Origin of the sequence: Comamonas squillarum, from assembly GCF_025309455.1 — a bacterium.
In the GTDB taxonomy this organism is placed as follows: Bacteria; Pseudomonadota; Gammaproteobacteria; order Burkholderiales; family Burkholderiaceae_C; genus Comamonas; species Comamonas squillarum.
On sequence record NZ_CP104377.1, the window covers coordinates 4454103 to 4478249 of the forward strand.

The window sequence follows — 24147 nt, forward strand, 5'->3', positions numbered from 1 at the left end:
ATGCAAGAGACCCGATCGACCTGTCCCTATTGCGGCGTGGGCTGCGGCGTGATCATCACGTCCGACGGCCAGCAGATCACCGCCGTGCGCGGCGACCCGGCGCACCCTGCCAACCTGGGCAAGCTCTGCACCAAGGGCAGCAGCCTGCACCTGACGGCAGCGCCCGCGCTGGCGCGGCAAAGCCGCTTGCTGCAGCCGATGCAGCGCCTGCAGCGCCGCGCCGCACCCGAGGCCCGCAGCTGGGACACGGCGCTGGACAGCCTGGCCGCCCAGCTGCTGCAGATCCGCGCCGACCATGGCCCCGATGCGCTGGGCTTTTACCTGAGCGGCCAGTTGCTGACCGAGGACTACTATGTGTTCAACAAGCTGGTCAAAGGCTTGCTGGGCACCAACAACCTGGACACCAACTCGCGCCTGTGCATGAGCAGTGCGGTGGCCGGCTACAAGGCCACCCTGGGCGCGGATGCGCCACCGGCCTGCTACGAAGACATCGACCTGGCCGGCTGCCTGTTCATCAGCGGCAGCAATATGGCCTGGGCGCACCCGATCCTGTTCCGGCGCGTGGAAGAGGCCAAGGCGCGCCATCCCGAGCGCAAGATCATCGTTGTTGACCCGCGCCGCACCGAGACCGCCGAGCTGGCCGATCTGCACCTGGCCTTGCAGCCGGGCAGCGATGTGATGCTCTGCCACGGCCTGTTGCACATCATGCTGGCCGAGGGCTGGACTGATGCGGCCTTTGTCGATGCGCACACCAGCGGCTTTGCGCAGCTGCATGCGATCGTGCGCGAAGCGACGCCGGAATGCGTGGCCCAGGTCTGCGGCCTGGCGCTGGCAGATCTCTACCTGGCCGCCCAATGGTTGGCCTGGGGCGGGGCCGATGCGCCGGGCAGCAATAGCGAGCGCCAGCCCACGCTCAGCCTGTACTGCCAGGGGCTCAACCAAAGCAGCAGCGGCACGGCCAACAATGCGGCGCTGATCAACCTGCACCTGGCCACCGGCCAGATCGGCAAGCCCGGCGCCGGCCCCTTGTCCTTGACCGGCCAGCCCAATGCGATGGGCGGGCGCGAGGTGGGCGGCCTGTCCAACCTGCTCAGCGCCCACCGCGACATGGCCAACCCGCAGCACCGGGCCGAGGTGGCCCAGCACTGGGGCGTGGATGCGGTGCCGGCGCTGCCAGGCAAATCGGCGCTGGAAATGTTCGAGGCCGCAGCCGATGGCCAGATCAAGGCCTTGTGGATTGCCTGCACCAACCCGGCGCAAAGCCTGCCCGAGCAGGCCATGGTGCGCCGTGCGCTGGAGCGGGCCGAGCTGGTGGTGGTGCAGGAGGCCTTTGCCCAGACCGAGACGACGGCCTACGCCGACTGGCTGCTGCCCGCCACCACCTGGGGCGAGAAACTGGGCACGGTCACCAACAGCGATCGCCGCATATCGCGGGTGCGCGCTGCGGTGGCCGCGCCCGGCCAGGCGCGGCATGACTGGCAGATTGGCGTGCAGCTGGCCCAGCGGCTCGAGCGCCATCTGCGCCCTGGCCGCCCCAGCCTGTTTGCCTATGACACCGAGCAGGCCGAGCGCGGCTGCGAAGCCATCTGGATGGAGCACCGCGACAGCACGCGCGGGCGCGACCTGGACATCACGGGCCTGAGCTGGGCGCTGCTGGAAGCGCAAGGCCCGCAGCAGTGGCCGCTGCCCAGCGGCGCGGCCCAAGGGCGCCAGCGCCTCTACAGCGATGGCCGGTTTGCCACCGGCGATGGCCGCGCGCGCTTTGATGCCCAGCCCTGGAAGCCGGTGGCGGTGCCGCGCGATGCGCAGTTTCCCTTCAGCCTCAACACGAGCCGGCTGCGTGACCAGTGGCATGGCATGAGCCGCACCGGTCAGCTCGGCCGCCTGTTTGCTCAGGCCAGCGAGCCCAGCGTGCAGGCCCACCCGCAGGACATGCGCCGGCTGCAGCTGCAAGACGGCGACCTGGTGCAGCTGCACAGCCGCTACGGCAGCCTGGTGGTGCCGGTGCAAGCCGATGCCGGCCTGCAGCCCGCGCAGCTGAATCTGCCGATGCACTGGGGCAGCATGCACCTGAGCGGCAGCACGGTGGACGGCCAGCGCCTGGCAGGGGTGAATGCACTGACCACACCCGAGCGCTGCCCGCGCTCCAAGCAGCCCGAGTTGAAGCATGTGGCGGTGCAACTGGAAAAAGCCGAGCTGCCCTGGCAGTGCCTGGGCATGGCCTGGCTCGATGACCGCCAGGTGCTGGCCACGCGCCAGGCGCTGGCGGCCTTGATGGGCGAGTTTGACTTTGCCAGCAGCGTGCTGTTTGGCCGGGCCGTGCCGCTCGATGGCGCTGCCGGTCAGGGGCGCAATGGCGTGCAGTTCCGCGCTGCTGCGCGCCAGGCGCCGCCGGCGGCCTTGCTGGCGCGTTTGCAGCAGCTGCTGCAGCTCGATGGCCCGCAGACCCTGCGCTATGCTGATGCGCAGCGCCAGTGCAGCCGCGCCATCGCCATGGGCGAGCAGGCGGGCGAGCCGGTGCTGCAGGCCTTTTTGCTCTGCGGCGATGCCAGTGCCGGCCAGTGGCTGGCGCCAGTGCTGCGCGATGAGCAACCCACGCGCAGCTTTGGCCGCCTGCTGTTGGCCTCGGGCAGCCAGGCGCCAGCTGCTTTGCCGACCCGTGCGCGCCAGGTCTGCGCCTGCATGAATGTGGACGAGGCCGCCATTGGCGAGGCCCTGGCCACGATGGATGGCGCGCCGGAGCAGCGCCTGCTGCAGCTCAAAAACACGCTGGGCTGCGGCACACGCTGCGGCTCCTGCATTCCCCAACTCAAGCAGCTGGTGCAGCGCGTGGCCCCAGCCGCATTGGCGCCTTCTGTTTGATGCTCTTGAAAGGTCTTGCCATGCATGCCATTGCCACCACTCCCTTTGTCGCCGGCCGCTGCTACCTGGTAGGAGCCGGCCCCGGCGACCCCGAGCTGCTGACGCTGCGCGCCTGGCGCGCGATCCAGGCGGCCACCTTGCTGCTGGTGGATGACCTGGTCTCCGCCGACATCGTGGCGCTGGCACCGGCTGCCACCCGCACCATCTATGTGGGCAAGCGCGGCGGCCGGGCCAGCACCTCGCAGGCTTTTATCGAAAAGCTGATGGTGATGGCCGCCCGCCAGGGCGAGACGGTGGTGCGCCTCAAAGGGGGCGACCCCTTTATCTTTGGCCGGGGCGGTGAGGAGGTCGCGCACCTGCAGGCCCAGGGCGTGCAGGTGGAAGTCATCAACGGCATCACCTCGGGCCTGGCTGCCGCCACCAGCCTGGGTGTGCCGCTGACCCACCGCGACTATGCCCACGGCGTGGTCTTTGTGACCGGCCATGCCAAGCCCGGTGGCGCGCCTCTGGATTGGCGGCAGCTGGGGGCGACGGCAGAGGCGATGTCTCTTAGCTTGGTGGTGTACATGGGGGTGGCGGCAGCTCCTTTGATCGAAGCGGGCTTGCTGGCCGGTGGCCTGGCGCCGGATACGGCGGTGGCCTTGGTGCAGAACGCCAGTTTGCCGAGTCAGCGGGCGGTGTTGACGTCCTTGTCTTGTTTGGTGAGTTGTTTGCAGGGGAGTGGGTTGGGGAGTCCTTGCATGATGGTGATTGGTCGGGTGGCTGGGTTGGCGGATGCCAGTCTGTTGTGGCAAGGGTTGGTTGAGCCTCTTGAGCGGCAGGCTTGATTTTTTGTTTTTCGGCAGCGCTTGTTTATTGGCTCTGGTTACTACTGGCGTAGGGCAGCTGGCCGGGTCTCGCCCGCCGGGCGAAATCCGGCCAGCAGCCCTACGCAGTAGTAAAAGCGCCAATAAATAAGCGCTATTCAAAACGACCACCAGCACCAGGTGCACTTTCGGTCAATGGTTGAAATGTATTCAATAACAGTCCTTAAATAAATGTAAGACTGAAATTACGTACATAAACTACCTCTTCTTAAAGGGGCAAGCACCCGATTTATTGTTGTTAAATTCAGTCCTAACTTAAAATAGCGACTGTTATTAAAAACATTAAATGAGCGACTTCATGCAAGCGGCCCATTGCGGCACTCAGAGGCGATGCCATGAAATACGACGAAACCACCCGGACCTCCAAAGACAGGCTCAGCGAAGCATCCATGCTCGGCAAAAAGCTGCACGCACTGCGTATGGCCATGCGCATCACCCAGGCGGAGGCAGCAGCACGGGCAGGTCTGTCGCGCTCCACGGCGGTGCTGATTGAAGCCGGGGACGAGAGTCGCACCTTGAGCCAGTTGCTGCGGTACTTGGATGCAATTTCACCGCGCACTTCCTTGTTGGCGCTGCTCACCGACGACATCGCCGCCATGAAGAACATGCAGGCGGACTTGCTCGGCAAGCGCGTACGCATGCCCAGACGCAACCAAGTCCATGAAGGGCAACCACCGCCGTCACCGACACCAGCAACGCCCAGAGGCAAAGGAGCCCCAAGCGCCCGTCGTGGAAAAACGGAGAAGACCGATGCCTACGATTTCTAAGCGCAGCAAATACGCGCACCCGCCTGAACAAGTCGCAGTGTTCGCGCATGTCGCAGGCGCGGGCGTTCGCCAACAGAATGCGTTCGTGCCCGCCGGCATGCTGGAGAACCTTGCGGAGGACCGCAGCCCCACCTTTGCCTACGGCAAGAAATATGTGAAACGCCACAACGCGATCGAAGTGGACCCTGTTGCGTTGCCGTTGGCTGGCGAGCAAGGCGGCCAGCAGCGCCATGTGTTGCCTGGGCTGGCGGAGTTCGGTGGCATACGCGATGCCGCACCCGATGCCTGGGGCCGACGCGTAATTGAGAACAAGCTTCGCAGCGGTACGCTCCCGGAAGTGGCTTATCTGCTGGAGGCTGGCAGCAACCGTGTTGGCGCGCTGGATGTACGGCTGGCGGTCAACTCCCCGGAGAGCGATGAGGCTTATGGGGTGGTGGACCTGGAGCGTCTGTTGGATGTCGCCGATCGCATAGAAAACGACGAGCCCGTGCCCGAGGCATTCTTTCATTATTTCAACGGGCTTGGGTCTGCCGGTGGTGCGCGCCCGAAAGCGACGATCCGCGATGAACAGGGTGTTCTCTGGTTGGCCAAGTTCCCCTCCAAGGGCGACAAGGCCTGCAATGCCGTGCTGGAAGCCGGAGCCTTGGAGCTGGCGCGGGCCGCTGGCCTGCGCGTCCCTCCGGTCAAGCTGCTTGATATCGGCAGCCAACGTATCTTGTTGATCCGCCGCTTTGACCGCTACTGGGCAGAGCCGGGACAGGTGTTGGCCGAAGGGGAGGAAAGCTGGGCCTATGACCCCCAAACCCCGACGGCCGGAGGCAAGCGCGAAGAAGGCCGGATTGCCTATTGTTCTGCGTTGACGCTGATGGGGTTGCACGAGCACGATGCGCCCAACAGCTCGTATGCGGACATCTGCCAGGCCATCCGCAGGCAGGTGGCCATGCCATTCATCGACCGCGATGTGAAGGAAATTTTCCAGCGCATGGTGTTCAACATCATCGCCAATAACAACGATGACCATCTGCGCAATCATGCCTTCATCTACGACGTGGCAGCCAAGGGCTGGCGGCTGAGCCCTTTGTACGATGTGCTGCCGATGAATACGGTGGCCCATACGCGCTATCTGCATCTGTCGGTGGGGGACGAAGGCCGGGTAGCCACCCTGGACAACGCCTTGTCGCAATGGTCGGCCTTCCATAACTCGCGTGCTGAAGCCGTTGAGGCGATGCACCATGTGTGGGTGGCTACACGCGCTTCGCTGGAGAAGTTTGAGCAATTTGGCGCATCCGATCGTGACTTGGCGTATGTGAGGGCAGCCTTTCGGCGGTTGGATGACTTGGCGAGTCCAGTGTTGCGGCGGGAATTGCGTGAGCTTTAGGCTCTGTCTTGGTTGGTCTCACCGTTGTTTTTGGGTGGTGATTGTTTATTGGTGTTATTTACTACTGCGTAGGGCAGTTGGCCGGGATATGCGCCCGGCGGCGCAGTCACTTTCATTTGGCGCCAAATGAAAGTAACCAAAGCAAAGGCGCCCCTGCTGCTTGCGACCCTTCGCGTTGCGAAGGGCAACCTGTGTCGTGGCATTTGTGGGGTGTGCCGCGAAACTCTCTACGCGCCAAGGCGCTCCGTTCGAACAGACGCGGCAAGCTAGTTGACGAAGCGCTGGCACTCTGCGGTGCCAGCGCCACCCCACAAACACCACGCCCCAGGCGCATGCAAAAGGGGTATTTGGGATAGCGTCTTTGGGTGGTGGAGGGGATGCTGTCTTTGTCTGGTTGGCTGGCCGTTGTGCTGGTTTATTGGTTTTGTTTACTACTGCGTAGGGCTGCTGGCCGGGATGTGCGCCCGGCGGCGCAGTCACTTTCATTTGGCGCCAAATGAAAGTAACCAAAGCAAAGGCGCCCCTGCTGCTTGCGACCCTTCGCTTTGCGAAGGGCAACCTGTGCCGTGGCGTTTGCGGGGTGTGCCGCGAAACTCACTACGCGCTGAAAGCGCTCCGTTCGAACAGACGCGGCAAGCTAGTTGACGATGCACTGGCACTCTGCGGTGCCAGTGCCACCCCGCAAACACCACGCCCCAGGCGCATGCAAAAGGGGTGGGGCGGGACAGCTTCTTTGGACTTTTTTGGGGCGCGGCTCTTGCAGGCTGTTGGGTATTGGGCGCCTGCTTGTCCCCTCTCGCAGCGCCGAGGAGATCAGAGCATGGGGTGGTTTGGCTGCCGAAGAGCAGCCAAACTTCGTGAACTGACTTGCGGCCGCTGTTTGAACGGAGCGCCTTGGCGCGTAGTGAGTTCGGCCGCACAGCCCATGCTCTGGTCCCCGCAGGTTGCCCCGGGCACTTCGCTTGGCGAAGTGTTCGGGGTCGCTGGGAGTGGGGCAGCCTTCTTTTGGGTACTTTTCTTGGCTGGGCAAGAAAAGTACCTCGCCCGCCGGGGCGAGACCCGGCCAGCAGCCCTACATCAGTAGTAAACAGCGCCCATTAATAGGCACTGTTAACAGCCAGCAGAAAAGCGCAAATCAAGAAGCGCAGTTCAGGTACCGGTCACTTGACCGGAATAACCGTAGAAGCAGGCACCGCCACCGCCGTCACACTGTTCTGCGGCGAGCCCTCAATGACCTTGTCCGAATACGTCATGTACACCAAGGTATTGCGCGCCGCATCCACCATGCGCACCACCCGCAACCGCTTGAACAGCAGCGAAGTGCGCTCGCTGAACACCTCCTCTTGCTGCTTCAAAGGCTTGTCGATACTGATCGGCCCGGCCTGCACACAGGCAATCGAGGCTTCGGAGCGGTCTTCTGCCAGGCCCAGTGCGCCCTTGACGCCGCCCGTGCGGGCGCGGGAGACATAGCAGGTCACGCCCTTGACCAAAGGGTCGTCATAGGCCTCGACAACGATCTTGTGGTCGGGGCCGATGAACTTGAACACCGTGTCCACCGAGCCGATGGTGTCCGGTTGGGCCCAGGCGGCGGTGGCGGCCAGGCAGCCTGCGGCGGCGAGGGTGCGGCGCCAGGAAGAGGTGATCAGCATGGAGGGCGTCCGAAAAAGAAGAGAGGGCTGCACCGGCGCGCTGGCCGGTGCATGCGGGGTCCGGATCAGGCCTGAGCGGCGGCTTGGGCCACGTGGCGCTGCAGGTGCTCGAGCGCTTCTTCGACCTGGTCGACCAGCACCAGGCAGAGGTCGCCCGGTTGCAGGCGTGCGAGCGCGTGGTCGATGGCGATGAACTCGCCGTGGATATCGGTCACGTAGCTGGTGCGGCTGGCGCCTTGCAGGCCCTGGCGCAGCAGCGCGATGACTTCGCCGTCGGCGCGGCCGCGCTGGGCGGCATCCTGGTAGAGGATCACATCGTCAAAGGCCTCGCCCAGCATCTCGGTCTGCACGCGGATGTCTTCGTCGCGGCGGTCGCCGGCGCCGCTGATGACCACGCTGCGCTTGTTGGCGGGCATGGCTTCCACGGCCTGGATCAGCGCGCGGATGGCATCCGGGTTGTGGCCATAGTCGGCAATGATCGTCGCACCGCGGTAGTCCATCACATTGAAGCGGCCCGGGGCGTTGTCGCTGTCATTGACAAAGCCGGCGAGGCCTCGGCGGATGGTCTGCCAGGGCAGGCCGGCGGCCCAGGCGGCGCCAATCGAGGCCATGACGTTCTCGACCTGGAAGGTGATCGCGCCATTGCGGGTGATCGGGATCTCGCGCAGCGGGATCGACTCGCGCCAGGAGCCTTCGGCGGCCACGATGCTGTCGCCATCGACATACACCACGCGGCTGCCTTGGGCGCGGTGCGTGGCCATCACGGGGTGGTGACGGTCAGCGGCAAAGAAGATCACCTTGCCGGGGCAGACATGGGCCATCGCGGCGACCAGCGGGTCGGCGGCGTTGAGCACGGCGTAGCCAGTGGGGGCGACGTTCTGCACGATCACGCGCTTCAAGACCCCCACATCTTCCTTGGTGGTGATGAAGTTCAGACCCAGGTGGTCGCCTTCGCCGACGTTGGTGACCACGGCCACCTGGCAGCGGTCAAAACCCAGGCCTTCGCGCAGAATGCCGCCGCGTGCGCATTCGAGCACGGCCGCATCGGTCTCGGGGTGGGCCAGGGCGTTGCGCGCGCTGCGCGGGCCCGAGCAGTCGCCGCTGTCGATCTGGCGGCCGTTGACGTAGACGCCATCGGTGTTGGTCATCGCGGTGCGCCAGCCGTGCGAGGTGAACAGATGGGCGATGACGCGGGTGGTCGTGGTCTTGCCATTGGTGCCGGTCACGGCGACGAGCGGGATGCGGCCGTCGTTGCCGGCGCTGAACATCTCGTCAACCATCGGCACGCCGACATGGCGCGGCTTGCCGAACGAAGGCGCCAGGTGCATGCGCAGGCCAGGGGCGGCGTTGACTTCGACAATGCCGCCACTTTGCTCTTCGAGCGGCTTGAGCATGGTCTCGCAAACCACGTCCACGCCGCAGATGTGCAGGCCAATGGTCTGGGCCGCTTCGATCGCGCGGGCGGCAATTTCGGGGTGCACGTCATCGGTCACATCGGTGGCGCTGCCGCCAGTGGACAGGTTGGCATTGTTGCGCAGCACCACGCGCTGGCCCTGGCCGGGCACGCTGTCGGGGGTCATGCCTTCGCTGGCAATGCGGGCGATGGCGATGTCATCGAGGCGGATCTTGGTGAGCGCCGTGCCGTGGCCGGTGCCCCGGCGCGGGTCCTGGTTGACCAGGTTCACCAGCTCGCGGATGGTGTGCTGGCCGTCGCCCAGCACCTGGGGCGGCTCGCGGCGGGCCGCGGCGACCAGTTGGCCGCCCACCACCAGCAGGCGGAAGTCGTGGCCGGGCAAAAAGCGCTCGACCATGATCTCGTCGCCAAATTCGCTGGCCGTCTTGTAGGCCGCTTCCAGGCCTTCGCGGGTGGTGATGTTGACCACCACGCCCTTGCCCTGGTTGCCGTCCTGGGGCTTGACCACGACGGGCAGGCCCACTTCCAGCGCCACTCGCCAGGCCTCTTCCACATCGGCCACGGGGCGGCCCATGGGCACGGGCACGCCGGCGGCATGCAGCAGGCGCTTGGTCAGGTCCTTGTCCTGCGCAATGGATTCGGCCACGGCGCTGGTCGAGTCGATCTCGGCCGCCTGGAAGCGGCGCGCCTTGGAGCCCCAGCCCAGCTGCACCAGCGAGCCGCTGGTCAAACGGCGAAACGGGATGCCCCGAGCGACAGCGGCATCGACGATGGCGCCGGTCGAGGGACCGATGCGCTCGTCTTCATCCAACTCGCGCAGCGCCGCAATGGCGGCGTCGGCATCGAAGGGGCTGTCGTTCAAGGTGGCCTGGATCAGCGCTTCGGCCTTTTCCATCGCCAGCTTGCCCACCGCTTCTTCGGTGTATTCGACGACAACCTGGTAGGTGCCGGGCTCAGTGGTTACATGGGTGCGGCTGAAGGTGACCGGGCAGCCGGCCTGCGCCTGCAGCGACAGCGCGGCGATTTCGAGCACATGCGCGAGCGACAGCGCCTGGTCGGCGCCATGGGGCTGAAGCGGGGCGATATTGGGGAAGCGCGCACGCAGTTTTTCTTCAAAACCAGGGATGGTGCTGTAGCGCTGTTCGCTGTCTTCACAGCGCACGATGGTCTCGATGGCGGTGCTGCGGGTCCAGAGGTTGGGGCCACGCAAGGCACGGGTGCGGGAGAGCTGCATAGTGTTTCTTTCAGATGGAGGGCCCGCTGAATCAGCGGGCCGTGCATGCTTGTCGTCGTGGAGAGCCGTGTCCGGCGTATCAGGCGTTGTACTCGAAGGTCTTGATACCGGCGCCGATCAGATCGGGGGTGATATCCAGCGCCCAGGCCGTGGCGATGGCGGCAAGCAGGGCCGAGGTGTCGGGCTTCTTGCCACCCGGCAGGCTCAGCGCATCGAGGGTTCCCAGCACGCGCTCTTGCGCGCCGGTGGCCAGCACCACATTGTTGCCCTTGATGAGAACGGCGCGGCCGCCTTCGTGCTGGGCTTCGGTGTTGGCGCGGTGGGTGGCCACGGCTTCGTTGTTCGCATCGGTGGTGTACAGCACCACTTCGCCGTCGCACAGCTCGGCCAGGTCAGCCACTTCGGGCAGGTCGGCATTGAGCACGCCGGCGCCATCGCTCAGCACCACATCGATCTGGGTGCGCATCACGCGGCGCATCTGGCCGGCTTCGAGCACATCGTGGTCCGCCAGGCTCTCAAAGCCTTGCATATCGGTCACCACACCGACCAGGCAGCGGTCGTAGGCCAGGCCTTCTTCCAGGATGGAACGGGCCGTCGTCTGGATCACCGCAGCCTGCGCCAGGCGGTTGGTCAGCAGGCGATGGGCGCCGGCCCAGTTGGCGGTATTGGTCTTCTGGGTCTGGCGGTTGGACAGGAACATGCCCTCGTCGCTGGCCACGCCGGTGAGCTTGCCCGACAGCTGCAGCAGCCAGCCTACGAGGCGCGCGATGAACGCATTGTTCTGCGTGCCGACAATGCCGACGATCGGGATACGGCCCGCGCCGGCACCTTCTTCGCGCGGGAAGAGGTGGTCGGCAATGGCCATGCCGACCGGGCGCGGCGCGCCGCTGGTGGGCTTGAGGTGCATCAACAGGCCCGGGCCAGCGTTGACTTCGAGAATCGCGCCCTGGCCTTGCATCGGCTGGGAGACGTCCTTCAGGATCATGTCCATGCCGGCGATGTCCAGGCCGACGATCTTGGCCGCCAGCACCGCGTAGTAGGCCACATCCGGGTGCACGTCATCAAGGCAGTCGATGGCCATGTTGCCATTGCGTTGCAGCAGCACGCCCTGGCCTTGCGGAATGACCGAATCGGGCGTGACATGCTGGCGGTTGAGTTCGAGCTTGACGGCGCCGGCTTCGAGCTTGATCCAGTCGAGCGGGTACTCCTGCTCGGGGCCTCGGCGGGGGTCTTCGTTGAGCACAGCCACCAGCTCGCGCAAGGTGGCCTTGCCATTGCCGTAGACGCTGACGGTCTCACCCTTGGTGGCCGCGACCACCTTGTCGCCCACCACCAGCAGTCGGTGCTCGACGCCGTCGATGAACTTCTCGACGATGACATCCGAGCCTTCGGGCTGGGCCAGCGCAAACGCGGCCTTGATATCGGCCTCTTGCGACAGCTCCAGGGTCACGCCCCGGGCATGATTGCCGTCAGACGGCTTGACGGTGACGGGGAAGCCGATTTCCTGGGCCACTTCCCAGGCTTCTTCGGCGGTGGCCACGATCTGGCCTTCGGGCACCGGCACGCCGCAGGCGGTCAGCAGGCGCTTGGTGAAATCCTTGTCCTGGGCAATGCCTTCGGCAATCGCGCTGGTCTGGTCTGACTCGGCCGTCCAGATACGGCGCTGCGCAGCGCCATAGCCCAGCTGCACCAGGTTGCCATCGTTGAGGCGGATATGGGGAATGCGGCGCTCGCTGGCGGCATCGACGATGCAGCCGGTCGAGGGGCCGAGGTAGCGGTCATTGATCGCCGTCTTGATCGCATGGACCGCCGGCTTGATGTCGTAGGGCTCGTCGTTGATCGCGGCCATCAGCAGCTGGTGGCCATGCTCCAGCGCGACGCGGGCCACGGCCTCTTCGGGGCAGCGGAACACCATGCGGTAGACGCCGCGCTTGGAGATCTCGCGCGTCTGGCCAAATTCGGCCGGCATGCCCGCCAGGTTGAGCAGCTCGATGATCACGTGCTCCATCACATGGCCCATCCAGGTGCCGCCTTCGAGGCGCTGGATGAAACCGCCGCGTTCACCGACGCCGCAGGTGTGCTCGATCAGGTCGGGCAGCCAGGTGGTGAGACGCTCGTTCAGCCCGGGGATCTTGTTCGAGGGATAGTCCTCCAACTCTCCAAGGTCCAGCCAGACCTCCAGTACGGGGCGGTAAGTCCAGACGCTGGGGCCGCGCAAAAACGTGGTGCGCAAGAGTTGGATGGTATTGAATTTCGCCATATCGATCAACGGATAAACATAAGTAACAATTCCGGGGGGAATCGCCGTAGATGGGAAAGCATTGTGCGCCCAAATGAGGCAGATTAATCGCTGTCAGCCTATTGGGGCTGTCAGACGTTAAAGACAGATGAGGGCGGGGCGACCCATGCCGCCGTTCGCCACAATAATATGCGGTTGTTCACCGGACCACTGCCACCGCCCCGTGCGGAGAGAAAAAACGCCATATGCAACATCTTCATTCCGCGGACGCGTCAGCATTCTTTGCGGGTCCGCTAGGAACCCAATTGCGAGCCAAGCTCAACACCCTGGAAAACGTGCTTGCCGTCACTCCCGTTGACCTGACCTCGGATTTGCGCTTCGGCAGCGGCCAGGTGGTACTGACTTCTGAACGCCTTCTGGCCTTTGATCCCGATGCCCAACAGTGGAGTGAGTGGGCGCTATCGCCCGATTTGAGTCTGCGTTTTTTTGACCATGGCGGCGTAGGCAGCCTGGAGCTCCATGACAGCGCGCAGCGCCTGGGCCTGTGGCGCATCACCTTGAGCCACCAGACGGCGGTGCTGGGCCTGATGCAGCAGTTCGAGCGCCAACGTGAGCGCTTGCTGCGCAACGAGGCCTACCAAGTGGCCGAGGACGAGCGCTCGCTGTGCCCGGTCTGCGGCAGCGTGCTGCCCCCCGACAGCGAAGAATGCCCGGCCTGCGCCCGCCAGCAGAATGCACCGACCTCGAGCTGGGTGCTGCTGCGCCTGTGGCGCTTTGCCAAACCCTACAAAATGCAATTGTTGTTGGGTTTCGTCCTGACGCTCTGCACCACGGCTGCCCAGCTGGTGGCGCCGTACCTGACGATTCCGCTGATGGACAAGATCCTGATCCCGTTCCAGAACGGCGAGAAGATCGATGCCGGCCTCGTGCGTTTCTACCTGGGCGCGCTGCTGGTCTCGGCACTGATCGCCTGGCTGCTGGGCTGGGCGCGTACCTTTGTGCTGGCACGCGTCTCCGAGCGCATTGGCGCCAACCTGCGCACCACCACCTACAACCACCTGCTCAAGCTCTCGCTCGATTTTTACGGCAGCAAACGCACCGGTGACCTGATGGCCCGTATCGGCGCCGAAACCGACCGCATCAACCTGTTTCTCTCGCTCAACGCGCTGGATTTCGCGACCGATGTGCTGATGATCGTGATGACCTCGGCGATCCTGTTCTCGATCAACCCCTGGCTGGCCCTGGTGACCCTGGTGCCGCTGCCCTTTATCGCCTGGATGATCCACACGGTGCGCGACAAGCTGCGCACCGGTTTCGAGAAGATCGACCGCGTCTGGTCCGAAGTGACCAATGTGCTGGCTGACACGATTCCCGGTATCCGCGTCGTCAAGGCCTTTGCGCAGGAGCAGCGCGAGGCCGACCGCTTTGCCGCTGCCAACCAGGTCAACCTCGAAGCCAATGACCGCGTCAACAAGACCTGGTCGCTGTTCACCCCCACGGTCACCTTGCTGACCGAAATCGGCCTCTTGATCGTCTGGGCCTTTGGTATCTACCTGGTGGCCGGTGGCTCGATCACTGTCGGTGTGCTGACCGCCTTTATCGCCTACATCGGCCGCTTCTACACGCGTCTCGATTCGATGAGCCGCATTGTGTCGGTCACGCAAAAGGCCGCTGCCGGCGCCAAGCGCATCTTCGACATCCTCGACCATGTCAGCAACGTGCCCGACCCGGTCAACCCGGTCAAGCTGGGCAAGGTGCAGGGCGCCATCACGATGGAGAACGTCGGTTTCCGCTATGGCAGCCGCACCGTCATCAAGGACCTGAACCTGCAGATCCGCCCCGGCGAGATGATTGGCCTGGTGGGCCACAGCGGCTCGGGCAAAAGCACCCTGGTCAACCTGATCAGCCGCTTCTACGACGTGACCGACGGCTCGATCCAGCTCGATGGCGTCGATGTGCGCCGCATCGCCGTGTCTGACTACCGCAGCAATATCGGCCTGGTGCTGCAGGAGCCCTTCCTGTTCTTTGGCACCATTGCCGAGAACATTGCCTACGGCAAGCCCGATGCGACGCGCGAAGAGATCGTCGCCGCAGCGCGCGCCGCCCATGCGCATGAGTTCATCCTGCGCCTGCCCCATGGCTATGACTCGCTGGTTGGCGAGCGTGGCCAGGGCCTGTCCGGCGGTGAGCGCCAGCGTATCTCGATTGCACGTGCACTGCTGATCGACCCGCGCATCCTGATCCTGGACGAGGCGACCTCGGCGGTGGATACCGAGACCGAAAAGGAAATCCAGCGTGCGCTGGACAACCTGGTGCAAGGCCGCACGACGATTGCGATTGCCCACCGCCTGTCGACCCTGCGCAAGGCCGACCGCCTGGTGGTGATGGACCGTGGCGAGATTGTCGAAGTCGGATCGCATGACACGCTGATGGCCCAAGAGGGCGCCTACTGGCGCCTGTACATGGCGCAGGCGCGCCGCGCCGAGGAAGATGCCGAAGCCGCTGGCGTGGTCACCGCGCGCGCTGCGGGCGTGACCTATGACATGCAGCCCCTGCCCAAGTCCCATGTGGACGGGTCCGATGACAACCGCTGATCAGCAGCCCAGGAAAGCCCTTTCATGACAACCATTTCCTCTCCGCTGGCGCTCAGCCGCAATCCCTTTGGCCGCCTGGTTCTGGACAAGGACGGCAGGCCCCACCAGGTCAACCCGGTGCGCGCCTTTCCGCTGTCGGCCCCATCGCTGGGCATCTCCCTGGTCGGCGAAGACGGCAAGGAGGTGCTGTGGATCGCTGACATGGACGCGGTGGACCCGGCGGCCCGCGCACTGCTCAACGAAGACCTGGCCGCGCGCGAGTTCCAGCCGCTGATCGAGCGCATCGTCAGCGTCTCGACCTTCTCAGTCCCCAGCATCTGGACCCTGGAGACCGACCGGGGCCCTGTCCACATGACCTTGAAGGCCGAAGAAGACATCCGCAAGCTGCATGGCCGCCAGAACCTGCTGATCACCTCGGCCGATGGCGTGCACTACCGCCTGCCCGATACCAACCGCCTCGACAAGGCGTCGCGCAAGCTGCTGGAGCGCTTTTTGTAAGCAGCCTCTACCGCAAGCTGCAGTGCGGGGCCTGGAATTGCGGGCCCTTGCCTTTTTGCGGGCCTTGTCCCTTTCGGTGCTGCTTTGCCTGGCATTTACAGGCATAATGCAATTCATTTGCAATAGTGGCCGTCGTCTGCGCGGCCACTGGTTTGATTGTCTGCCCGGCCTGTGTCTTCCCTGCGCGCTCTCCACCCCCTGTCTGTCTCGGCGCATGCGCCGAGGCCGCTGCGTGGCTGGGCGATGGCGCTGCTGTGCTGGCTGTGTTTTGCGCAGCTGTGCCTGCCGCTCTTGGGCAAGGTCCATGACATCAGCCACCTCCATGCCCGCGCGCTGCAGACGGCTGCGGCCACGGCATCGGCTGGCGAGCGTGACGGCAGCGATACCGTGGTCAGCCCCGGCCATGGTGCGCATGACCTGTTTGGCAAGCATTCCGAGGCCGACTGCCAGGGCTTCTCGCACATGGCGCTGGGAGCTGGCCTGCTCTGCGATGCGCTGCAGGCTCCGTTGCTCGCGGCGGCGCAGGAAGCGGCACCCACCGTGCTGGCCATCTTGCTGCGCCAAAGCCCGGCGCTGTTCTTTGCGCGCGGCCCTCCCTCTCTCTCCCCCTCTTCGTTCCAGTGACACGGCCCCTTAGCCCTTGACCTTTGATGGTGCAGGGCAGCGCAGGCCGGTCTGTCTTGTTTTTTCGCGCAGCTGCCCGGCGCCACTGCGCCGGGCCGGTTCAGCCAGCAGTGCTGGGCTGCGCGCGCACATGCGCTGGATGCATGTGCTTTTCGAGGGGTAGACCATGGGTTTCCATGCACAACAGGCGCAGCCGCTGGTGGCGCGCACAGCAATTTTGAAGCCACAGGCGCGGGATCTGCGCCCGGTCGCAGCCGCCGTGATCGGCCTGCTGCTGGGCAGCGCCGCGCTGGCGCAAAACGCCGAGGGCAGCACGCCGGCAACGGCCACAAACACCACCACCTTGCCCGAGGTGACGGTATCGGCCAGCGGCACCAACCGGACGGTCGACGACATGACCACGCCGGTGACGGTGCTGCAAGGCGATGAGCTGGTGCAAAAACGCGGTGCCAGCCTGGGCGAGACCCTGGCCAATGAGCCCGGCATCCAGGCCACGCACTTTGGTGCCGGTGCCAGCCGCCCGGTGATTCGCGGCATGGATGGTGCGCGGGTCAAGGTGCTGAACGATGGCGCGGTGATCCAGGATGCCTCGACGATCAGCCCCGACCATGCCGTGGTGAGTGAGCCCATGCTGGCCACGCAGATTGAGGTGCTGCGCGGCCCCTCGGCACTGATCTATGGCGCCGGTGCGATTGGCGGCGTGGTCAATGTGCTGGACAACAAGATCCCCACCAAGGTGCCCGAGAAGGGCTATGAAGGCCAGGTCGAAGTACGTGCCGGCACGGGCGCCAACGACGCGGCGACGGCTTTGTCGCTGACGGCTGGTTCGGGCCCCTTTGCCCTGCATGTGGAGGGCATGGCCCGCAATGCCGATGACTACCGCGTGGGCAGCGGCTGGGGCCTGGGCAACAAGGTGGATGGCAGCCGCGCGCGCAATGCCGGCGGCAGCATTGGCCTGTCCTGGATAGGCGACAGCGGCTATGTGGGCCTGGCCTACACCCGCACCCAGGCACGCTACGGCCTGCCCGGCCACAACCACAGCTTTGAAGGCTGCCACACCCACGGCCTGCACCTGCACTGCGGCGGCCATGATGGCCATGACCATGGGGATGACGACCATGACCACGACCATGACCATGAGGAAGAAGGCGTGCCGGTGGTGGACATGCACAGCGAGCGCTATGACCTGCGCTCCGAGTGGCGCCAGCCGTTTGCCGGCGTGTCGGCCATCCGTGTGCGCGGCGGCGTGACGCGCTACCACCACGACGAGATCGAGGGTGGCGAGATCTCCACCAGCTTCAAGAACCGCGCGCATGACATGCGTGTCGATGTGCTGCATGAACCGATTGCCGGCTGGACCGGTCTGGTCGGCTTTGAGGCCGCGCAGCGCCGCTTCAGCGCCACCGGTGAGGAAGCCTATGTGCAGCCGACCCGCACGCAAAGCCAGGGCGTCTACCTGCTCGAAGAGCGCCGCTTTGGTGACTTTGGTGTCGAGGCCGCACTGCGCCACGACTGGCAAAGCGTCTACGCCAACGACGACGGCCTGGTGCGCAAGCACAAGGGCAATTCGGTGTCGCTGGGCGGCAGCTGGCGCTTTATGCCGGGTTACCGCCTGAGCGCCCATGTCACCTCGGCCAGCCGCCTGCCCACGGCCGAAGAGCTGTATGCACGCGGCCTGCACATGGCCACCTCGACCTATGAGCTGGGCAACCCCGACCTGCGCAAGGAGCGCTCGGGCAATATCGACATCGGCATTGCGCGCACTGCGGGCGACACGACCTACTCGGTCAATGTCTACCGCAACCGCGTGAACAATTACATCTATGGCCGCACCGTCGATGAGCATGAAGGCCTGCAGCTGCTGCAGTATGCGCAGCAGACCGCCACCTTCACCGGTCTAGAGGGCCAGATCCAGCACCGCATCAATGCGAACTGGACGGTGGGCGCCACCGGTGACCTGGTGCATGCCAAGCTCGAAGACGGCAGCAAGATCCCGCGCCTGGCTCCCGCCCGCGTAGGCTTGCGCGTGGCCGGCAAATGGGCCAACTGGAGGAGCGAAGCGCAGTGGCAGCTGGTCAAGCGCCAGAACAAGGTGGCCGATTACGAGACCGAGACCCCAGGCTACGGCATGCTGAACTGGCGCGTGAGCTACCACCAGACCTCCAGCGATGGCACGCCATGGCAGATTTACCTGAAGCTGGACAACCTGACCAACAAGCTGGCGTACGTCCACACCTCGTTCATCAAGAACGCGGCGCCGCTGCAGGGCCGTGCAATTTCTCTGGGCTTTATCAAGCAGTTCTAAGCCTCTGAAAACCCAGGCCTGAACGCCAAAGCCGCTGTCTCGATCAGGAGCCAGCGGCTTTTTTGCGTCTGCGGTGGCTAGAGCGGATCAGAGGTTGGAGATGCCGCTGCTGACATGGCCGGCCGGCACATGGGCCGCCGCGCTGGTGGCATGGCCCGTCTGGTCGTCAAAGAAGAAATCGGGCTCGAACTCGCGCAGAAATTCGCCCTTGGCCAGGCCGCCCAAGAACATGGTTTCATCAACGCCGATGTTCCAGTCCATCAGGGTGCGGATGGCGCGCTCATGCGCGGGGGCGCTGCGGGCGGTGACCAGCGCGGTGCGGATGCGCATCTGGCTTTGCGTATCTTGCTGCAGCCGGTGGAGCGCCGCCAGCAGCGGCTTGAAGGGGCCATCGGGCAGCGGACGGGTGGCATGCTCGATCTCATGGCGCTGGAACGCATCCAGCCCCTGGGCCTGGAAGACACGCTCGGCCTCGTCCGAGAACAGCACGGCATCGCCGTCAAAGGCAATGCGCACTTCATCGGGGTTGCCGTCCTGCGCCTGGGCCGATTCGGTCAGCACACGTGCGGCCGGAAAGCCCAGCTGCAGCGCCTGCTGCACATCGGTGGCATTGGCCGAGAGGAACAAATGCGCGCCCAGCGGCTTGAGGTAGCGAAAAGGATCGCGCCCCTGGGTGAACACGCCCCGCTGGATGGAATGGAGCCCATGGGCCTTGCAGCTGCGGAACACCCGCATGCCGCTGACCGGGTCATTGCGCGAGAGCAGCACCACCTCGACCTTCTGTGCCGTGCCGCTGTTGAAAGCCAGCAGCTTGCGCACCAGCGAGAACGCCACCCCGGGTGGCGCGGGGGTCTCCAGCCGCTGCAGCTGCAGCCGGGCATAGGCCTGGTCCTTGTCCTGCTCGAAAACCCGGTTTTCTTCTTCAAAGTTGAACAGCGCCCGCGACGAGATCGCGACCACCAGCTTGTTTTCGAGAGTGGCAGCCATGGCCGTCCTTGTTGCTGAACTGAGGGCCAATATAGCGCAGTCTTCCCAATCAACAGAGGTACTTTCTCCAGGGGCTAATACGGCCCAGCCAACCCAAGGTTGGCGGTTGAAGCTAGGCGCTCCCAACGACGCGTGAAGCCGCAGGCAGTACTGAAAGTACGACAAGGCTTGGCGCGGCCGGCCAGGCAACGACGTATCAAGGGCTGTATTAGTCCCTCTCAATACCAGGCCTGGGAGAACTGCGAGATCACCCGCCCCAGATGCTGCTGCATCGCCTGGCGCGCCTGCGCGGGCTGGCGCTCGGCAATCGCGGCAAAGATGGCCTGGTGGTCCTTGAGGCTGGCCTCGCGCAGCTGCTCGGAGTGGAAATGCTGCTCGATCTTGTCCCAGCGCGGGTCCTGGCGGGCGTTGTCCCACATGGCCTCCACCATGTGCTGCAGCACGCGGTTGCCGGTGGCCTCGGCAATGGCAAGGTGAAAACGCCGGTCGGCCGCGTCGTAGGCGTCCTTGTCGGCCAGCTGCAGGCGCATGGTGGCAAGGGCGTCGAGCATGCGGTCCAGGTCGGCATCGCGGCGCTCGCTGGCAGCGGCTGCGGCAATCTCGGCCTCGACCAGCACGCGGGCGCGCAGGGTTTCCAGCGGGCCGGGGCCCGTGGGCACATCAAAGGCGGGCAGGCGGCTGGGGCCGCTGGCACCCGTGGGCTGCAGGTAGATGCCCGAGCCCAGGCGCACCTCGACGAGGCCTTGCACCTCCAGCGCAATGATGGCCTCGCGCACGGCAGTGCGGCTGACGCCAAACATATCGGCCAGGGTGCGCTCCGAGGGCAGGCGCTGGTCGGCCGCCGCGCTGTCTGTGGCAGTTTCTTCCAGGATTTTTCTGGCGAGGTCCTGGTAGGACCTGACACCGGTGGTGCGGCTGTCGTCGTCAACCGTCGGGACCAGCTTGTTGGGCATCTTGCGCGTATTCCGTATTCCGTTCATCGGCCGGTCCGACAAAACCGGAAGGGCCAGCAGCAGTGTAAGCCGCCGTCCGGCCCCAACGCGGCAAATACCGGACATAGTGGTAAACCATCAATCTAAATGGTCTAGCCAGTTTGTAGAATTGGTCTAACCAGATTTTTGATTGCAGCAAAAGGTTTTTCATGAAGATGTCGTTTCGTTGGTTTGGCAGCGCAGACCCCGTGTCCCTGGCCTATATCCGCCAGATCCCCGGGGTCACGCATATCGTCTCGGCGATCTACGACGAGCCGGTGGGCGCCGTCTGGCCGCTGGCCAAGATCGAGGCGCTCAAGCAGCAGATTGAAGACGCTGGCCTGGCTTTTGAGCTGGTGGAATCGGTGCCGGTGCACGAGGACATCAAGCTCGGCCGCGACAGCCGCGACCAGCTGATCGCCAATTACCAGCAAACCCTGCGCCATCTGGCCGCCGCCGGTGTGCAGGTGGTTTGCTACAACTTCATGCCAGTGTTTGACTGGACGCGCACCGAGCTGGCCAAGCAGCTGCCCGATGGCTCCACCTGCCTGGCCTTTGACAGCCGCCAGGCCGACAGCATCGATGCGGAAAAAGGCATCTCGCTACCCGGCTGGGACAGCAGCTACCGCAGCGATGAGCTGCAAGGCCTGCTGCAGGCCTACCGCCAGGTCGATGCCGAGCAGCTCTGGCAGAACCTGGCTTATTTTCTGCAGGCCGTCATCCCGGTGGCCGAGGAATGCGGCATCAAGATGGCCATCCACCCCGATGACCCACCGCGCCCGATCTTTGGCCTGCCGCGCATCGTCAAGAACCGCGATGACCTCGCCCGCATCGTCGACCTGATCGACAGCCCCGCCAATGGCCTGACCTTGTGCTCGGGCTCGCTGGGCGCTGGCCCGCAGAACAATGTCGAGGCGCTGGTGCGCGAGTTTGGCGGGCGCGGCCGCATCCACTTTGCGCATATCCGCAATGTCAAGGTATCGCCCGAGGGCGACTTTGAAGAAACCGCGCACCTCTCGACCTGTGGCTCGCTCGATATCGCGGCCATCGTCAAGGCCTACCACGATGTGGGCTTTGCAGGCTATGTGCGCCCGGACCACGGCCGCATGATCTGGGGCGAAACCGGCAAGCCCGGCTATGGCCTTTACGACCGGGCGCTGGGCGCCGTCTATATCAATGGCCTGTGGGAGGCGGTGGACAAGTTCTCGCCCGAGCAGCAAGACAGCGCAGTGCCTGCTGCAGTCTGATTTCACACCAAGGAGACATAACAATGACGACCGTTCAACTATCGCACGCCATGCTGCGTCGCAAACTGACCCTGGGTCTGGCGCTGGGCGCCAGCTTGATCGGCGCGGGCGCCCCGGCGCTGGCGCAGACCGCCTACCCGACCAAGCCGGTCACCCTGATGGTGGGCTTTCCGCCAGGGGGGCAGACCGATTTTGCCGCCCGTGTGCTCAGCAACAGCCTGGCGGCCAATCTGGGCCAGGGCGTGGTCATCGAGAACAAGGCCGGCGTCAACGGCAACCTGGGCTCGGCCGACATCATGCGCTCAGCCCCCGATGGCTACCGCATGCTGGTGGGCAATGGCTCGATGACGGTGACCCCGCACGTCTTCCCGACCTTGGGCATTGTGGACCCGACCAAGTTTGTGCCCGTGGGCATCTTGCTGCAGTCGCCACTGGTGCTGGTGGTGCCCACCTCGTCGCCTGTCAAGGACTTTGCGCAGTTTGCGGCCCTGGTCAAGGAGCGCGCCAAGGCTGGCAAGGGCGTGGACTATGGCACGCCCGGTGCCGGCTCGCTGGTGCATGTGACTACCGAGCTGATGCGCGAGCGCCTGGGCAGCCCGGCGATGAACCATGTGCCCTACAAGGGCAGTGGCCCTGCCGTGATCGACCTGATGGCCGGCCGCATCGAGGCCATGTTTGATGCGACCTCGGTGTTTGATCCGTATATCAAGTCCGGCAAGGTGCGCCCCATCCTGGTCACCAGCAGCAGCCGCGTGGCCTCGCTCCCCGATGTGCCGACCCCCGCCGAAGTGGGCCTGAAGGATTTCGAGATCATCTCCTTCATCGGCATGTACGGCCCGCCCGGCACCCGCCCTGAGGTGGTGCAAAAGCTCAACGCTGCCATCAACACGGTGCTGAAGGAACCTGCGGTGATCCGCAGCTTTCAGGAGCGCGGTGACCAGCCTGGCGGCGGCACGCCCGAGCAGCTCGACGCGATGACGCGCGCGCAGTACAAGCTCTGGGGCGATGTGGTCAAGGCCAACAAGATCCACGCCGAGTAAGAGTCGCTAACACAACCCTTGATACGTCGTTGCCCTGCCTTGTCGTACTACTGTACTGCCTGCGGCAGGACGCCTAGTCTCAACCGCAAACCTGCGGTTTGCTGGGTCGTGTTAGCGACTCTAAAGGGGGCCCCGCTGGCCTTGGCAGAGCCAAGCGGGGTCAGACCGGTGGCTTAACGCACAAACTGGTTGAGCTGGATGATCGGCATCAGCACCGCCATCACGATGATGCCGACAATGATGCCCATGCCGACGATCAGCAGCGGCTCCAGGATGGTGGCCAGGCGCATCGCGCGGCGCTTGACATCGCCAGCCAGCTGGTTGGCCACGCGCTGCAGCATCTGCGGCAACTCGCCGGTCTGCTCGCCCAGGCGGGCAAACATCGACAGCAGCGCGGGGAAGCGCTTTTTCTGCGCCAGGGCCGAGGCGAGCGGCGCGCCCTCGCGCACCTGGTCCAGCGCATCGATGGCATCCTGGCGCATCGCCTGGTTGGAGACGGTCTGCGCAGCGGCCTGCAGCGCCTTCAAGATGGGCACGCCGGCATTGCTGAGCATGGCCAGGGTCGAGGCAAAGCGGGCGGCGTTGTAGTTGCGCGAGAGCTTGCCGACGAACGGCAGCTGCAGCCAGCCGGCATCAAAGCGCTGGCGAAAGGCGGGCTGGCGCAGCGACAGGCGCAGCAGCACGGTGCCGACAACCGCCAGGCCCGCGCCCAACCACCACCAGTGGCGGATCAGATCGCTAAAGCCCAGCATGATGCGGGTGAGCAGCGGCAGCGCATGCTTGGTGCCCGAGAACACCTCGGCCACCTGGGGCACCACATAGCTCATCAGCACCATCACCACGACAAAGGCAAAGCAGGTGACGATGGCCGGGTAGAGCGAGGCACCGATGAGGCTGTTCTTGAGCTGGTCGCGCTCTTCCAAATCATCGGCCAGCCGCGACAGCACCTGGTCGAGGTGGCCGCTGTGCTCGCCCGCATCGATCACGGCGCGGTATATCTGCGAAAAATCACGGGGGTAGAGGGCCAGCGACTTGGCAAAGGTGGAGCCGCCATTGACTTCGGCGCGCAGGCTGGCCACCAGCTGGCGCTGGGGCTCGCTGTCGATCTCTTCCATCAGCGCGGTCAGCGCGCGCTCGAGCGGCAGGCCCGAGCTGATGAGGCCGGCGAGTTGGCGCGTCCAGACCGCCAGGCCCGTGGCATTGAAGACCGCACGCCGGCTGCGCACCATGCTGGCACCGCTGTCGTCGACATCGCCCAGCGGCTCGACCGCCAAGGGCACCATGGCCTGGGCACGCAGCAGGCTGCGCGCGGCCTTGGCGCTGTCGGCTTCGATCATGCCCTTGCGGGTCTGGCCCTGGGCGTCTAGAACTTCGTACGAAAAAGCGGGCATGGGGCAGGTGGATAAAACAAGGTGGCTCCATGGCCACCCCGGGCTATTGTGCCTGATCCCCATGGCATGCAGATGGCAGTG

The 24147-nt window shown here is 64.8% G+C and carries 16 protein-coding genes; 10 read left to right on the forward strand and 6 right to left on the reverse strand.

What is annotated here, in order from left to right; all coding sequences use genetic code 11:
• The 4 genes from N4T19_RS20315 (at position 1) to N4T19_RS20330 (ending at position 5873) form a co-directional block, all read left to right on the forward strand.
• Positions 1–2862, forward strand: coding sequence for a nitrate reductase (locus N4T19_RS20315; protein WP_260718881.1), 2862 nt, complete (start codon positions 1–3; stop codon positions 2860–2862).
• A gap of 20 nt (positions 2863–2882) precedes the next feature.
• Positions 2883–3689, forward strand: a complete 807-nt coding sequence (gene cobA / locus N4T19_RS20320) for a uroporphyrinogen-III C-methyltransferase (RefSeq protein WP_260718882.1) — start codon at positions 2883–2885, stop codon at positions 3687–3689.
• A gap of 374 nt (positions 3690–4063) precedes the next feature.
• Entirely contained in the window at positions 4064–4495 is a 432-nt protein-coding gene (locus N4T19_RS20325) for a helix-turn-helix domain-containing protein (RefSeq protein WP_260718883.1), read from the forward strand.
• Complete coding sequence (locus N4T19_RS20330) at positions 4479–5873, forward strand: type II toxin-antitoxin system HipA family toxin (protein ID WP_260718884.1); 1395 nt, start codon at positions 4479–4481, stop codon at positions 5871–5873. Before N4T19_RS20325 ends, N4T19_RS20330 begins: the two co-directional genes overlap by 17 nt.
• Positions 5874–7033: 1160 nt before the next feature.
• On the opposite strand, the gene N4T19_RS20335 is transcribed toward N4T19_RS20330, so the two are convergent.
• The 3 genes from N4T19_RS20335 to N4T19_RS20345 all read right to left on the reverse strand — a co-directional run bounded on the left by N4T19_RS20335 (position 7034) and on the right by N4T19_RS20345 (position 12430).
• Positions 7034–7522 (reverse strand): CreA family protein, encoded by a 489-nt coding sequence (locus tag N4T19_RS20335; RefSeq protein ID WP_021025503.1) that lies wholly within the window; start codon positions 7520–7522, stop codon positions 7034–7036.
• A gap of 65 nt (positions 7523–7587) precedes the next feature.
• Positions 7588–10170 (reverse strand): cyanophycin synthetase, encoded by a 2583-nt coding sequence (gene cphA, locus N4T19_RS20340; RefSeq protein ID WP_116924538.1) that lies wholly within the window; start codon positions 10168–10170, stop codon positions 7588–7590.
• 79 nt (positions 10171–10249) lie between these two features.
• The gene (locus tag N4T19_RS20345) at positions 10250–12430 is read right to left on the reverse strand and encodes a cyanophycin synthetase (protein WP_182345007.1); all 2181 of its coding nucleotides are present in this window, start codon (positions 12428–12430) and stop codon (positions 10250–10252) included.
• A 224-nt stretch (positions 12431–12654) separates the two neighbouring features.
• On the opposite strand from N4T19_RS20345, the gene N4T19_RS20350 reads away from it, so the two are divergent.
• The 4 genes from N4T19_RS20350 (at position 12655) to N4T19_RS20365 (ending at position 18430) form a co-directional block, all read left to right on the forward strand.
• Positions 12655–15003: a cyanophycin metabolism-associated ABC transporter gene (locus tag N4T19_RS20350; protein WP_182345008.1), complete on the forward strand. Its 2349-nt coding sequence runs from the start codon at positions 12655–12657 to the stop codon at positions 15001–15003.
• A gap of 24 nt (positions 15004–15027) precedes the next feature.
• Complete coding sequence (locus N4T19_RS20355; protein ID WP_182345009.1) at positions 15028–15501, forward strand: cyanophycin metabolism-associated DUF1854 family protein; 474 nt, start codon at positions 15028–15030, stop codon at positions 15499–15501.
• 171 nt (positions 15502–15672) lie between these two features.
• The gene (locus N4T19_RS20360) at positions 15673–16125 is read left to right on the forward strand and encodes a hypothetical protein (protein WP_133248055.1); all 453 of its coding nucleotides are present in this window, start codon (positions 15673–15675) and stop codon (positions 16123–16125) included.
• Between the two features lie 166 nt (positions 16126–16291).
• Entirely contained in the window at positions 16292–18430 is a 2139-nt protein-coding gene (locus N4T19_RS20365) for a TonB-dependent receptor domain-containing protein (RefSeq protein ID WP_116924542.1), read from the forward strand.
• Positions 18431–18517: 87 nt separating this feature from the next.
• Here N4T19_RS20365 and N4T19_RS20370 read toward each other — a convergent pair whose 3' ends face one another.
• Positions 18518–19417 carry a 5'-nucleotidase gene (locus tag N4T19_RS20370; RefSeq protein ID WP_116924543.1) on the reverse strand — a complete coding sequence of 300 codons (900 nt, stop codon included), beginning with the start codon at positions 19415–19417 and terminating at the stop codon, positions 18518–18520.
• Positions 19418–19635: 218 nt separating this feature from the next.
• Positions 19636–20370 (reverse strand): FadR/GntR family transcriptional regulator, encoded by a 735-nt coding sequence (locus tag N4T19_RS20375; protein WP_260718885.1) that lies wholly within the window; start codon positions 20368–20370, stop codon positions 19636–19638.
• Positions 20371–20558: 188 nt separating this feature from the next.
• Between N4T19_RS20375 and uxuA the strand changes: the two genes are divergently transcribed.
• The gene (gene uxuA / locus N4T19_RS20380) at positions 20559–21635 is read left to right on the forward strand and encodes a mannonate dehydratase (protein WP_207788041.1); all 1077 of its coding nucleotides are present in this window, start codon (positions 20559–20561) and stop codon (positions 21633–21635) included.
• A gap of 23 nt (positions 21636–21658) precedes the next feature.
• Positions 21659–22675, forward strand: coding sequence for a Bug family tripartite tricarboxylate transporter substrate binding protein (locus N4T19_RS20385; protein WP_116924545.1), 1017 nt, complete (start codon positions 21659–21661; stop codon positions 22673–22675).
• Between the two features lie 173 nt (positions 22676–22848).
• Here N4T19_RS20385 and gspF read toward each other — a convergent pair whose 3' ends face one another.
• Entirely contained in the window at positions 22849–24066 is a 1218-nt protein-coding gene (gene gspF / locus N4T19_RS20390) for a type II secretion system inner membrane protein GspF (RefSeq protein ID WP_260718886.1), read from the reverse strand.
• Positions 24067–24147: the final 81 nt, after the last annotated feature.

Bases quoted from the DNA above. Each gene is read 5' to 3' on its own strand.
- N4T19_RS20315 (WP_260718881.1), top strand. From the start codon at position 1: ATGCAAGAGACCCGATCGACCTGTCCCTATTGCGGCGTGGGCTGCGGC.
- cobA (WP_260718882.1), top strand. From the start codon at position 2,883: ATGCATGCCATTGCCACCACTCCCTTTGTCGCCGGCCGCTGCTACCTG.
- N4T19_RS20325 (WP_260718883.1), top strand. From the start codon at position 4,064: ATGAAATACGACGAAACCACCCGGACCTCCAAAGACAGGCTCAGCGAA.
- N4T19_RS20330 (WP_260718884.1), top strand. From the start codon at position 4,479: ATGCCTACGATTTCTAAGCGCAGCAAATACGCGCACCCGCCTGAACAA.
- N4T19_RS20335 (WP_021025503.1), bottom strand. From the start codon at position 7,522: ATGCTGATCACCTCTTCCTGGCGCCGCACCCTCGCCGCCGCAGGCTGC.
- cphA (WP_116924538.1), bottom strand. From the start codon at position 10,170: ATGCAGCTCTCCCGCACCCGTGCCTTGCGTGGCCCCAACCTCTGGACC.
- N4T19_RS20345 (WP_182345007.1), bottom strand. From the start codon at position 12,430: ATGGCGAAATTCAATACCATCCAACTCTTGCGCACCACGTTTTTGCGC.
- N4T19_RS20350 (WP_182345008.1), top strand. From the start codon at position 12,655: ATGCAACATCTTCATTCCGCGGACGCGTCAGCATTCTTTGCGGGTCCG.
- N4T19_RS20355 (WP_182345009.1), top strand. From the start codon at position 15,028: ATGACAACCATTTCCTCTCCGCTGGCGCTCAGCCGCAATCCCTTTGGC.
- N4T19_RS20365 (WP_116924542.1), top strand. From the start codon at position 16,292: ATGGGTTTCCATGCACAACAGGCGCAGCCGCTGGTGGCGCGCACAGCA.
- N4T19_RS20370 (WP_116924543.1), bottom strand. From the start codon at position 19,417: ATGGCTGCCACTCTCGAAAACAAGCTGGTGGTCGCGATCTCGTCGCGG.
- N4T19_RS20375 (WP_260718885.1), bottom strand. From the start codon at position 20,370: ATGCCCAACAAGCTGGTCCCGACGGTTGACGACGACAGCCGCACCACC.
- uxuA (WP_207788041.1), top strand. From the start codon at position 20,559: ATGAAGATGTCGTTTCGTTGGTTTGGCAGCGCAGACCCCGTGTCCCTG.
- N4T19_RS20385 (WP_116924545.1), top strand. From the start codon at position 21,659: ATGACGACCGTTCAACTATCGCACGCCATGCTGCGTCGCAAACTGACC.
- gspF (WP_260718886.1), bottom strand. From the start codon at position 24,066: ATGCCCGCTTTTTCGTACGAAGTTCTAGACGCCCAGGGCCAGACCCGC.